Source organism: Bradyrhizobium sp. Bra64 (assembly GCF_024519875.1).
Taxonomy (GTDB): Bacteria; Pseudomonadota; Alphaproteobacteria; order Rhizobiales; family Xanthobacteraceae; genus Bradyrhizobium; species Bradyrhizobium japonicum_G.
In genome coordinates, this window is the sequence record NZ_JALJRD010000010.1 from 85,334 (window position 1) to 97,776 (window position 12,443).

Below are 12,443 nucleotides of genomic sequence, written 5' to 3' on the forward strand. Positions count from 1 at the left end.
TGACAGGGCCGGCCAAGTTGATCTTGGCTGGCCCGGCGTTTTGAGGGGGAGTGAAACAATGACAACGACAACGATGGCGGGGGCGCCGGTCGCGCCGGCTGCCGCCAAGCCGTGGTACAAGGTTCTCTACGTCCAGGTGCTGATCGCCATCATGCTCGGCGCCATCGTCGGCTGGCTCTGGCCGACGGTTGCCACCAACGACTGGATCAAGGCGCTCGGCGACGGGTTCATCAAGCTGATCAAGATGGTGATCGCCCCGATCATCTTCTGCACCGTCGTCTCGGGCATCGCCCACATCCAGGACGCCAAGAAGGTCGGGCGCATCGGCGTCAAGGCGCTGGTCTATTTCGAGGTCGTCTCGACCTTCGCGCTGTTGATCGGCCTAGTCATCGGCAATGTGGTGAAGCCGGGCGCAGGCTTCGGCAATGCGGCGGCAAACGAGGCGGCCGTTGCGAATTACGCCAAGCAGGCTGCCGGTCAGAAGTCGGTCGACTTCGTGCTGCACATCATTCCGGATACCGTGGTCGGCGCCTTTGCCCAAGGCGAGATCCTGCAAGTGCTGCTGTTCTCGGTGCTGTTCGGCTTCGCGATCATGAGTCTCGGCGAGCGCGGCCACACGATCCGCTCGTTCATCGATGATGCCGCGCATGCGGTGTTCGGCGTCATCTCCATCGTGATGCGCGCGGCGCCGATCGGCGCGTTCGGCGCGATGGCCTTCACCATCGGCAAGTTCGGCACCGGAGCGATCCTCAATTTGATCGGGCTGATCGCGACGTTCTACGTCACGGCCGCGCTGTTCGTGTTCGTCGTGCTCGGCATCATCGCGCGGCTTGCCGGATTCTCGATCTTTCGTTTCCTCGCCTACATCAAGGACGAACTCCTGATCGTGCTCGGCACCTCGTCCTCGGAAAGCGCGCTGCCGTCCCTGATGGAGAAGCTGGAACGGCTCGGCTGCTCCAAGTCGGTGGTCGGCCTCGTGGTGCCCACGGGCTACTCGTTCAATCTGGACGGTACCAACATCTACATGACGCTGGCGACGCTGTTCATCGCGCAGGCACTCGGCTTCGATCTCTCCTTCGGTCAGCAGCTCACGATCCTGGTCGTGGCGATGCTGACGTCGAAGGGGGCCTCGGGCATTACGGGAGCGGGCTTCATCACGCTCGCCGCGACTCTCGCCGTGGTCGATCCGCGCCTCGTGCCGGGCATGGCGATCGTGCTCGGCATCGACAAGTTCATGAGCGAGTGCCGTGCGCTGACCAATCTCTGCGGCAACGGCGTCGCGTGCGTGATCGTCGCCTGGTGGGAGGGTGAGCTCGACCGCGACAAGCTCAACGCCAACCTCTCCAAGCAGATCGACCCGACGGACATGGAAACGGCGATCACGACGGACTGATCTGTCAATTGACTGCGGCGGCGCAAAGCGCCGTCAGGTCCTGAAGTAACAGGGCTGGTCGAGATCCTCGATCAGCCCTTTTTCTTGCGGCGCCCAGTCGAGCAAGGCGCGCGTCTTCGCGCTCGATGCCGGAACGTCGACGCCGGCGAACTGCGCGAACCAGCCGAAATGCGCGGGTGCTTCATCCACCGACTTCGAGACCACGGGCACGCCGAGCCGCCGGCCGATCACCTCCGCAATCGCCTTGAACGGCACGCCTTCCTCGGCGATCGCATGATAGTGCCTTGCAGTCGCGCCTTGCTCCGACACGCGCGGAAAGTGGTGCGCCGCGTCGTCGTCCTCGGTGGCGCGCCGTCCGGGCGCGAGCAGGGCGACGCCGGAGGTGACGATGAGCGGGCGGTCGGGTCCCCTGAGCGCCTCGCCGATGGCCAGGATTGCGCGGCGGTCCAGCTCGCAATTGTCCAGAAATTAATTCGAGCTTCAATGTCGAGGGCCGCTCCGATCTCAGCATGATCGTCTACAACCCGGCGACGCCCGAGGATGCCGCGCGGATCAAAAACCTGCTTGCCGCGCCAACCGACTGACGGAATTCGCGCCCTCGTGCGTTTAACCCGCATCTGACGTTGAAGGGGCGGGGCATCGTGGGCAAGGCGAGGGTCGATCAGATTGTACTGCAGGCGGCAGAGCATTTTGCGGCGGGTCGCCATGACCAGGCCGACGCGCTCTGTGCGGAGGTGCTGAGGGCGGAGCCGGATCACGTGCCGGCGCTGCATCTTGCCGCGGTCGCGGCTTTCGTCACCGACCGCGCAGCCGACGGTGCCGCGCTGCTTGGCCGCGTGTTCAACATCGATCCGGAGCACGCGCCGGCCCTCGTCACGCTTGGCGACGCGCTCGCGGTGAAGGGCGAGCGCGAGGGCGCGGTGGCGGCGTTCCGGCGCGCGCTGGTCCGGAGGCCGGACGATGCGGGCCTGCACAACAAGCTCGGCGTGGCGCTCGGCGAGCTCGCGCGCTTCGACGAGGCGGAACTTGCCTATCGCCGCGCGCTCGCGCTCGACGCGCATCTGACCCGCGCCTGTTTCAATCTTGCGGTGGTGCTCGCGGAGCAGGGGCGGCTGACTGAAGCCGAGGAGGCTTATCGCGCGGTCATCGCGCGGGAGCCGGCCTATCGCGGCGCCTGGCTCAATCTCGGCAACCTCCTCATGGACCAGCTGAAGCTCGGCGAGGCGGAGGTCGCCTATCGCCGCGCACTCGACGGCGATCCCGACGATCCCGGGGTGCTCTGCAATCTCGGCGCCGTGCTCTATCGGCAAGGCTTGCTCGAAGATGCCATCGTCCAGTACCGCCGCGCCATCGCGCTCATACCGGACAATGCTCCGGCGCTGCGCCTGCTGGGTCTCGTCCTGCACGAAGCCGGTCACTTGCCCGAGGCCGCCGGTGCTTACAGGCAGACCGTCGCGCGCGATCCGTCGGATCATGTGATCGCAAGCAATCTCGGCGCCTGTCTGACCGAGCTCGGCGCGCTGAACGAGGCGGTTGCCGCTTGCGAGCAGGCGCTGCTGCTCAAGCCCGATCACGCCGCGGCCTGGACCAATCTCGGCATCATCTTCGAGAAGCAGGAACGCGTGGAGCGTGCAATCGCCGCGCATCGCTGCGCGGTCGTGGCCGATCCCGCCTATGCCAAGGGCCACGCCAATCTCGCGGTCGCGCTGCGCAATGCCGGCGAGATCGACGCCGCGCTCGCCGCCTCGCATCGCGCGATCGCGCTCGATCCGGAGCAGCCGCTCGCGCAGTACAACCACGCGCATTTCCTGCTGATGAACGGTGAGTTCGCCGACGGGTTCGAAGCCTATCGGTGGCGGCGCAAATGCAAGACGCTGTCGGATGGCGATCCCTCGTTCACCGAGCCGGAATGGCAGGGCGAGACTCTGGACGGCCGCACCTTGCTGCTGTTCGCCGAATACGGACTCGGCGATGCCCTGCATTTCGTGCGCTATGTGCCGATGGCGGCGGCGAGGGGCGGCAGGATCGTCCTGCAGGTGCAGCCCGCCCTGGCCTCGCTGTTGAGGCAACTGCCCGACGTCGCCGTGATTCCGCGCGGCGAGAAGCTGCCGCCGTTCGATCTGCAATTGCCGCTGATGAGCTTGCCGCGGGTTTTTGGCACCACGCTCGACAATATTCCAGCGGCCGTGCCGTATCTGCAGCCGGATCCCGAAAGACTCTTGCGCTGGCGGGCCGCACTGGGGTGCGAGAGGCGGCTCAAGGTCGGGGTGGTCTGGGCCGGCAATGCCAAACACAAGGGCGACCAGCAGCGCTCGCTGTCGGCGAAGGCCGTGCTGCCCCGTCTCGTGATGCCCGGAGTGCAGCTCTACAGCCTGCAAAAGGAGCCGCGCGCCGTGGATGGCGAGGTGCTGGCGGCGCTCGGCAAGGACATCATCGATCTTGCGCCGGCGCTCGGCGATTTCGCTGATACCGCGGCAGCCGTGGCCGCACTCGATCTCGTCGTCGCGGTCGACACGTCGGTTGCCCATCTCGCCGGTGCGCTCGGCCGTCCGGTGTGGATGCTCACGCCTTACGCACTGGACTGGCGCTGGCTGCGCGAGCGCGAGGACAGTCCGTGGTATCCGACCATGCGGCTGTTCCGCCAGCGCGCCCCGCGCGAATGGGACGACCCGCTGCTGCGCCTGTCGGCCGCGCTCGCGCTGCTCGCCGCGAGTGCCGAAGGCTAGAAACGCTCCGGCCGGTATGGCGTCGGATCGATCGCAGGCGTTTCGCCGCTCATCATTTCGGCGAGCAGGCGGCCGGTCGCGGGTCCCAGCGTAAAACCCTGGTGGCCGTGGCCGAAGTTCATCCAGAGACCCGGATGGCGCGGGGCGGCGCCGAGCACCGGCAGCATGTCGGGCGTGCAGGGGCGGGTGCCGAACCACGGGTCGGGCTCGACCCGCTTGCCGAGGTCGATCAGCTCGCGCGCGGAGGCTTCCGCGCTGGCGAGTTGCACCGGCGTGGCGAGCGCGTCCATGCCGGTCAATTCCGCGCCGGTGGTGATGCGGATTCCCTTCGCCATCGGTCCCATGGCGTAACCGCCGGCCTTGTCGACCAGCGGCAGATCGAGCGACGCGCCGCCGGCGTAATGCATGTGGTAGCCGCGCTTGCGCACCAGCGGAATGCGATAGCCGAATTTGTGCAGCAGATCGGGCGACCACGGTCCGAGCGTCACGACGGCATGCGGGGCGTCGATACGTCCCGTGTCGGTGGCGACCGACCAGCCGGTCGCCGTCTGCTGCAAGCTCTGGGCATCGCCAAGCACGATGGTGCCGCCGAGGCGCTCGAACAGCTCGGCATAGGCCGTGACCAGCGCGCCGGGATCGGACACGGTCCAGGTGTCGAGCCAATGGATCGCACCGGGCAGGTCGTCGCGAAGGATCGGTTCGGCTTTGGCGAGCTCGGCCCCCGACAGCGCGCGAAACCTGACGCCGAATTCGCGCTGGTCTTCATCCGCAGCCTTGACGGCGAGATCGAAGGAAGCTGCGTCGCGATGCAGATGCCGGTAGCCCGCGCGGCGGATCAGATTGTCGGCATGGGCCTCGCGAATGAGGATGTCGTGCTCGGCCGTCGCGTAGGCGATCAGCCGCGCCCAGGCGTCGATCGCCTCGCGATGCCGCTTCGGCGCCGAATGCCACCAGTAGCGGAGCAGGGGCTCGATATGGAGATGAAGCGACGACAGGCTGTAACGCACGTCGTTGGTGCGGCCGGTCGCGATCTTCAGGAGCGTGGCGATGTCGCGCGGCATCGGATAGGGGCGGACCGCCTCCGCCTGGATCATCCCGGCATTGCCGTAGCTGGTCTCGCGGCCCGGCTCCCTGCGGTCGACCAGCGTCACGGACCAGCCGCGCTGCTGGAGGTGCAGCGCCGCGCTCACGCCGATCATGCCGCCGCCGAGAACGATCGCGCTTTGCATCGGCAGAATTCTCCTGTCAGGCCGGCTGCGGGGCGAGCTTCGGCTGCGCCGTGTTGATGGTTGCGGCGACCACGACGGACAACGCCGTCATCGCCACGAGGAAGCCGAAGGCGGCATCGAACGATCCGGTGCCGGTCACGATGAAGCCGATGGCGACGGGTGCGACGAAGCCCGCGCTCTGGCCGCCGAGATTGACCATGCCGATCCCCGATCCGATCTGGTCGTCGCGGAGCAGCTTGGTCGGAAGCGCGATCACCGAGGCCAGCACGAAAGACTTGAAGAAGTAGACCAGCGACTGGAACACGATCAGCATCGTGATCGTCTCCGCCTTGTACATGGCGTAGAGGAAGATGCCGGTCAATGCGGAGCTGCCGATCAGCAGATATTTTTCGCGCTCGGCAAAGAACGTCGTCATCACCCAGCCGCCGCTCGCGGTCGCGATCGTCGCCATCACGAACGGGATCGGCGCCACCACGCCGACGGTCTTGAGGTCGAGCCCGCGCTGCTGGAGCAAATAGAGCGGCATCCAGGAATCCAGCCCCTTGTTGACGCAGCTGAGACCGAACCACACCACCATCAGCTGCCACAGCAGCGGATTCTTCATGAGTTCGCGCATCGGCGCACGGTTCTCGGCCTTCGCCGATGTGTCCTTGTCGCTCGCGTCCGGACGTCCCAGATAGGGGACGAAGACGAAATAGACCACCGCGAAGACGATGCCGGCAATGCCGATCGCGTTGAAGGCATGGCGCCAGCCGAGCGCGAGGATCAGCGGCGCCATGATCAGCGGCGCGACCATGCTGCCGGCATAGTTGGAAGACAGCAGCAGTGCCGACATCTTCGGCCGGCTGTCCTTCTTGAAGACTTCCGCGATGGCGCGGATGCTCGCCGGCGGGAAGCCGCCCTCGGCGATGCCGAAGATGAAGCGGATCGCGATCAGCGAGGTGAGCGACCAGGCAAGACTCGTGAACGCCGTGAACAGCGACCACATCACGATGGTGATGATCACCACATATTTCGATCCGAAGCGGTCGGAGAGCCATCCGCCCGGCACCTGCATCGCGGCGTAACCGAGGAAGAACGCGCTGATGACGATGCCGAGATCCGCGGCCTGGAGGTTGAAGTCCTTGCCGATCTGCGCCAGCGCCAGCGAGATCGCCGCGCGGTCGACATAGGAGATGCAGTAGGCGATGTAGAGCAGGACGAATGCGACGACGCTGGTCTTCCTCGGCAGTTCCGTCATGCTCGTCTCCGTTGCGCCGGCGCTGCAGCCGGGGCTGGTTTCGGGTCATTCCCAGGTTCTGGTCATTCCCAGGTGAGGAAACCGGGCGCGGCCGACAATGGCGGCGCTGCGGCGAGCCGCGCCAGGTCGGGCACCGGCCGGCACAATTGCGCATCGCCCGCGAACGCGGCCTCGATGCTCGCGGCGACCGAGAGCACGATGGCGTCGCCGCCGCGCGGGCCGACGATCTGAAGGCCGAACGGCAGGCCGGCTTCATCGAGGCCGAGCGGGATGCTGATTGCGGGATGGCCGGGGAGCGTGACGGCATAAGCGAGCGCGAGCCAGTGGAAATAGGATCTGGTCGGCACGCCGTCGATCTCGGCAGGATAGAGCTCCGACCAGGGGCGCGGGCTGAGCGTAATGGTCGGGCTGATCAGCACGTCGCAAGATTCAAAGAAGGTCTGGTAGGCGCGATAGATTCGCGTCTGCGTCGTCGTGGCGCGCGCGTGGTCCTCGAGCGTGTAGCCGAGGCCTTCCTCGACATTGGCGCGGACATTGGGGCCGAGCATGTCGGGCCGCTCTTTGTAGTTCTTGCCGTGCGTCGCCAGGAACAGGCCTGCGCGCAGCACCGCGAAGGCGTCGTCAGCGCCGGCGCAATCCGGCGTCGCTTCGCGGCAATCGGCGAAGAGCGGCGCAAGCTCGTCCACGCGGTGACGGAACACGCGCCGGACCGCCTGCTCGGTCGGGGCGAAACCGAAATCCTCGGTGAAGGCGAGGCGCAGCTTGCCGAGGTCGGCGGGGCGCGGAGCGGCCCAGCGCTCGGCGCGCGCGCGCACTTGCTCGCCGGGCAGCGTATAGGCGAGCGGATCGCGGACATCGTCGCTCGCCATCACCGACAGCATCAACGCGGTGTCGGCGACATTGCGCGCCATCGGCCCGTCGGTCGACAAATTGGACCAGCCGAACGCGCGCTTCTCGCTCGCCACGAGCCCGTAGGATGGCCGCATGCCGACGATGCCGGCGAAGCCGGCGGGATTGCGCAAGGAGCCGCCGGTGTCGGAGCCCGAGGCGAGCGGGGCCATGCCGCAGGCGAGCGCCACCGCCGAGCCGCCGGAGGAGCCGGCCGCCGAACGCATCGGATCGAACGGATTGCCGGTCGCGCCGAACACGGGATTGCGGGTGTTGCCGCCGGCCGCCCATTCCGGCGTGTTGGTCTTGCCGAAGATGATGGCGCCGGCCGCACGCAGCCGTGCGACCGAGCCCTGGTCGGAGGCCGGAACGTTTTCCTGCAGCAGCGGGCTGCCATAGGTGGTGCGCAGCCCGGCGGTGTCCTGGGTGTCCTTGATGAGAACGGGGAGCCCCTGCAGGGCGCCGCGATCCTCGCCGCGCAGGATGGCAGCCTCGGCCTGCCTGGCCGCGGCGCGTGCGGCTGCCTCGTCCAGGGTCACGACGGCGTTGACGGCAGGATTGATGGTGGCGATCCGCGACAGGCAGGAATCCAGCAGCTCGACGGGCGAGATCGCCCGGGCAGCCAGCAGACGGCGCAGCTCAACGGCGCTGGAATCGCAAAGTCCGGACAATGCCAATCCCCTTTCAAATTGTGAAAACGATTTAGCATATCGGAAAGTCAACGAGGCGCACCAATATTTGTCAGATGGAGCCATTTCTTGCACAAATACTGGCACGGCTGCCTAAAACGGGAACTTTAGGCCTCTGGAGGCCTTGCGTCTGTCCAAAAGATTAGATGGATCGGTCAACAATTTTTCTGCCGCCGTGGTAGCCTCACGGCATGAGCGAGATCACGACGACGCCGGAGGGCGCCAATTCCCAGCTCGGCCAATGCCTCAAGGCGGCCCGCCAGGCGCGTGGGCTGACGCTCAAGCAGGTGGCGGAGCGGACCGGAATGGCGCTCTCGACCCTGTCCAAGGTCGAGAACGGCCTGATGTCGCTGACCTACGACAAGCTTCTCCAGCTCACCTCGGGCCTGAAGATGGAGATCGCCGAGCTGTTCAATCCGGCGTCTCCGCGCCCCGTGCAGGACCGGCCGGTCACGGCGCGGCGGAGCATCAGCCGCGCCGGGCAGGGCCAGGTGATCACGACCGGGTTCTACACCTACACGTATCAATGCACCGACCTGATCGGCAAACGTATGGTGCCGATCCTGGCCGAGGTGCGCGCACGCTCGCTGAGCGAGTTCGGCCCGCTGCTGCGTCATGCCGGCGAGGAGTATTTTCTGGTGACGAGCGGACGCGTCGCCGTCCACACCGAGTTCTATGCGCCGGAGATCCTGGACGAGGGCGACGGCATCTATCTCGACAGCACCATGGGCCACGCCTACCTCAACGCCGGCGACGGGCCTGCCGCCAAGGGCGTCTGTCTCTGCACCAGCGAGGGCCCCGATCTCTATGATCAGCTCCGCCAGATCGCATCGCGCGATGTTGCGGACGATCCGCCGTCGCTCTGAAGTCGGCAAAGGCAGCGCGAAGCCAAGCGAGCGCGAAACGGAAAACGCCCGGCCAAGGCCGGGCGCTCTTGTTTTGGTGCTCGTCTTATTCTTATTCGCCGCCGCCGAAGCGGCGCGACCACCAGCCGGCGCGACGCGGTGCGGCCGATGTTTCGCTGGTCACTTGCGGCGCGGGCTCCGGAGCCGGCGGGGCAACCGGTTCAGTGGCCTGCGCAGCCGGTGTCGCCGGTTCGCTCGGGGTGCTCGACAGGAAGCTCACCTTTTCCCGGACCGTGGAGCGGCGCCGCGCGGCCTTGTCATCGGCGGGCTCTTCTTCCGCGGCGGCAGGAGCCGGCTCGTGCCGGGCCGGCGCCTCGAACGGGACTTCAGCACGCGGCTCAGGCTGGGTGACCTGAGGCTCGGCGGTGGGTTCGGCCTGCGCGATCGAGGGCGCAGCCTCGCCGCCAAAGCCGTCGAAATCAGCGACTGCGTCGGTCGCCTCCGGCGGCGCACTGGCCCCGAGCTCGTCGCCGATGGAGCCGGCGAGACCTTCCTCGTTGCCACCGCGCCGGCGGCGTCCGCCACGGCGACCGCGCCGGCGGCGGCGGTCGGCGTTGGCCTGCTGCTCGCCACGGGCGGCCTGCTCCTCGCCGTCCTCGGCGCCATCCTGCTCGGACTCGGCCTCCTCTTCGCCTTCGCCGGCCGCGATAGCCGGTTCGGGAAGGGTGGGCGGGCTGTCTTCGCGAAGCTCGCCGTCGCGCGGGCCACCACGGCCGCGACGACGCCGGCGGCGCTTGCGACCGCGCTGGCCGTCCTGCTCGGTCGCTGCATCACCGGCAGCCTGCTCTTCGGCGAGACCTTCGGTCTCCTCGGTCTCGACCTCGGATTCGGTTTCCAGATCGAACTCTTCGTCCTCGTAGGCTTCTTCGACCAGGGGCGGCGGGCTCGCTGCCGCCTGCGCCACGAGCAGCGCCTTGGCGGCTTCCAGCGTATGCACCTGCTCGCCGCGATCGATGAGATAGGCCTGCGGTCCGCTGACGCTGGGATCTGCGATGACCGCCAGCGTGACCTTGAAGCCGTTCTCGAGATCACGCAGATGGCCGCGCTTGTGGTTCAGCACGTAGAGCGCGACGTCGGTGCGGGTGCGGACCACGAGATTGTGGGTCGCGCCCTTCATCAGGATTTCTTCGAGGCCGCGCAGCAGCTGCAGCGCCACCGAGGATACCGAGCGGACATGGCCGGTGCCGCCGCAATGCGGGCAGGGATCGGTCGAGGATTCCAGCACGCTGGCGCGGATGCGCTGGCGCGACATCTCGAGCAGGCCGAAATGCGAGATGCGTCCGACCTGGATGCGCGCGCGGTCCTGCCTCAGGCAATCGGACAGCTTGCGCTCGACCGCACGGTTGTTGCGCTTCTCGTCCATGTCGATGAAGTCGATGACGATCAGGCCGGCGAGGTCGCGCAGGCGAAGCTGGCGGGCGACCTCTTCGGACGCCTCCAGATTGGTCTTGAGCGCGGTGTCCTCGATATGGTGCTCGCGGGTCGAGCGTCCGGAGTTGACGTCGATCGAGACCAGCGCCTCGGTCTGGTTGATCACGATGTAGCCGCCGGAGCGCAGCTGCACGGTCGGCGAGAACATCGCATCCAGCTGGCTCTCGACGCCCATGCGTGAGAACAGCGGCTGGCCGTCGCGATACTGCTTCACCGCGCCGACATTGGCGGGCATCAGCATCTTCATAAAGTCGCGCGCCTCGCGGTAGCCGGAGTCGCCGGCAACCGAGATCTCGTCGATCTCCTTGTTGTAGAGGTCGCGCAGCGAGCGCTTGATCAGCGAGCCTTCCTCGTAGACGAGGGTCGGGGCCTGCGACTTCAGCGTGAGGTCGCGCACCGTCTCCCACATCCGGATCAGATATTCGAAGTCGCGTTTGATCTCGGGCTTGGTGCGGGCGGCGCCTGCCGTGCGCAGGATGATGCCCATGCCCTCGGGCACGTCGAGATCCTGCACCACTTCCTTGAGGCGCGAGCGATCCTGCGCGCTGGTGATCTTGCGGCTGATGCCGCCGCCACGCGCGGTGTTGGGCATCAACACGGCATAGCGGCCGGCGAGCGACAGATAGGTCGTCAGCGCCGCGCCCTTGTTGCCGCGCTCTTCCTTGACGACCTGCACCAGCATCACCTGGCGGCGCTTGATGACTTCCTGGATCTTGTACTGGCGGCGCGGACGGAAGGTGCGCTCCGGAACTTCCTCGAGCACGTCGTCACCACCGACGGATTCGACGACTTCATCTTCGGCTTCCTCGCCGTCCTCGTCCTCGTCGTCTTCGTCCTCCTCGGACTCCTGATGACGAGCCTCGGTGATTTCGCCGGCGGCGTACACGGCGTCGGCCGGTTCAGCGGCTGACGTCACGGCTTCGGCGAGAGCCTCGGCGTGCGCCTCGGAAGCGTGAGCTTCGAAGGCTTGAGCTTGGAAGGTTTGAGATTCCTGGGGCTCGGCAGCGGTCTCGGTCGCGAACGCGGGCTCGGCGCCGATTGCCGCGACAGGCGCGGGCGTCTCGGCGGCATGATCATGGTCGTGATGATCGTGCTCGCCGTCATGACCATGGTCGTGATGATCGTGAGCGTGATGGTGATCGTCATCATGGGCATGATGATCGTCGTGATCATGGTCTCCATGATCGTGGTCGTGATGATCGTGGCCTTCGTGCTCGCCATGATGTTCCGCGTCGGCGTGCAGATGCTCGCCTTCGTGCGAAACGCCCTCGGCGTGCTCCGGCAGCGCCCCGCCCTCGACCGGCTGCGCCGCGGCATCGGCGCCTTCGACGATTTCGCTGCGGACGCGTTCGCCCTGACCGCGGCGGCGGGCGTTGCGGTGGCGCGAGCGGCGGCGGCCGTGGGAGCGGTTCTCGGTCTCTTCCTCGGCCTCGCGATGGGCCTGTTCTTCGGCCTCGATCAGCGCCTGCCGGTCGGCAACCGGGATCTGGTAGTAGTCGGGGTGGATTTCGCTGAAGGCGAGGAAGCCGTGGCGGTTGCCGCCATATTCGACGAAAGCGGCCTGGAGCGAGGGTTCGACCCTGGTGACCTTGGCGAGGTAGATGTTCCCGCGCAGTTGCTTGCGTTGCGCGGTCTCGAAATCAAACTCTTCGACGCGATTGCCGCGGACCACGACGACCCGGGTCTCTTCCGGGTGGGTGGCATCGATCAACATCTTGTTGGGCATGTCTTAACTCTTGGCGGCGGCGGGCGCGATCGACCGTGGGCGCCAAGAGCGCTGCCGGGTGACGCGACGGTCCACCTGATTCGGGGGTGAGGGGAAGGCCGAAACACCGTCTCTCGCACCTTGCCGAACCGGAAGCTTCAGGACCAAAGCGGCGCGCGGGATTTTCACTCCGCAGCGTCGCGAATGGTCCTTCAGAATTCGTCGGCACAGTCTGGC

At 66.8% G+C, this 12,443-nt stretch carries 7 protein-coding genes and 2 pseudogenes; 4 read left to right on the forward strand and 5 right to left on the reverse strand.

Annotated features, from left to right (window positions below):
- The first annotated feature begins 58 nt into the window (after nt 1–58).
- Nucleotides 59–1,393, forward strand: coding sequence for a dicarboxylate/amino acid:cation symporter (locus NR187_RS25245; protein WP_211385588.1), 1,335 nt, complete (start codon nt 59–61; stop codon nt 1,391–1,393).
- Nucleotides 1,394–1,426: 33 nt separating this feature from the next.
- Here the strand turns inward: NR187_RS25245 and NR187_RS25250 are convergent.
- Nucleotides 1,427–1,861, reverse strand: a pseudogene (locus NR187_RS25250) (hypothetical protein); the annotation flags it as partial.
- Between the two features lie 5 nt (nt 1,862–1,866).
- Here NR187_RS25250 and NR187_RS25255 point away from each other — a divergent pair.
- A pseudogene (locus NR187_RS25255) lies at nt 1,867–1,977 on the forward strand (transcriptional regulator); the annotation flags it as partial.
- 57 nt (nt 1,978–2,034) lie between these two features.
- Complete coding sequence (locus NR187_RS25260) at nt 2,035–4,119, forward strand: tetratricopeptide repeat protein (RefSeq protein ID WP_256808025.1); 2,085 nt, start codon at nt 2,035–2,037, stop codon at nt 4,117–4,119.
- Here NR187_RS25260 and NR187_RS25265 read toward each other — a convergent pair.
- The 3 genes from NR187_RS25265 to NR187_RS25275 all read right to left on the reverse strand — a co-directional run bounded on the left by NR187_RS25265 (nt 4,116) and on the right by NR187_RS25275 (nt 8,147).
- Nucleotides 4,116–5,348 (reverse strand): FAD-binding oxidoreductase, encoded by a 1,233-nt coding sequence (locus tag NR187_RS25265; RefSeq protein WP_256808026.1) that lies wholly within the window; start codon nt 5,346–5,348, stop codon nt 4,116–4,118. The genes NR187_RS25260 and NR187_RS25265 overlap by 4 nt on opposite strands.
- A gap of 16 nt (nt 5,349–5,364) precedes the next feature.
- Nucleotides 5,365–6,588: an MFS transporter gene (locus NR187_RS25270; RefSeq protein ID WP_256808027.1), complete on the reverse strand. Its 1,224-nt coding sequence runs from the start codon at nt 6,586–6,588 to the stop codon at nt 5,365–5,367.
- A gap of 62 nt (nt 6,589–6,650) precedes the next feature.
- Nucleotides 6,651–8,147, reverse strand: a complete 1,497-nt coding sequence (locus tag NR187_RS25275; protein ID WP_256808028.1) for an amidase — start codon at nt 8,145–8,147, stop codon at nt 6,651–6,653.
- Between the two features lie 209 nt (nt 8,148–8,356).
- Between NR187_RS25275 and NR187_RS25280 the strand changes: the two genes are divergently transcribed.
- Nucleotides 8,357–9,031 (forward strand): helix-turn-helix domain-containing protein, encoded by a 675-nt coding sequence (locus tag NR187_RS25280; protein ID WP_211385593.1) that lies wholly within the window; start codon nt 8,357–8,359, stop codon nt 9,029–9,031.
- 91 nt (nt 9,032–9,122) lie between these two features.
- Here NR187_RS25280 and NR187_RS25285 read toward each other — a convergent pair whose 3' ends face one another.
- Nucleotides 9,123–12,227, reverse strand: coding sequence for a ribonuclease E/G (locus NR187_RS25285; RefSeq protein ID WP_256808029.1), 3,105 nt, complete (start codon nt 12,225–12,227; stop codon nt 9,123–9,125).
- Nucleotides 12,228–12,443: the final 216 nt, after the last annotated feature.

Bases quoted from the DNA above. Each gene is read 5' to 3' on its own strand.
- NR187_RS25245 (WP_211385588.1), top strand. From the start codon at position 59: ATGACAACGACAACGATGGCGGGGGCGCCGGTCGCGCCGGCTGCCGCC.
- NR187_RS25280 (WP_211385593.1), top strand. From the start codon at position 8,357: ATGAGCGAGATCACGACGACGCCGGAGGGCGCCAATTCCCAGCTCGGC.
- NR187_RS25270 (WP_256808027.1), bottom strand. From the start codon at position 6,588: ATGACGGAACTGCCGAGGAAGACCAGCGTCGTCGCATTCGTCCTGCTC.
- NR187_RS25285 (WP_256808029.1), bottom strand. From the start codon at position 12,227: ATGCCCAACAAGATGTTGATCGATGCCACCCACCCGGAAGAGACCCGG.
- NR187_RS25265 (WP_256808026.1), bottom strand. From the start codon at position 5,348: ATGCAAAGCGCGATCGTTCTCGGCGGCGGCATGATCGGCGTGAGCGCG.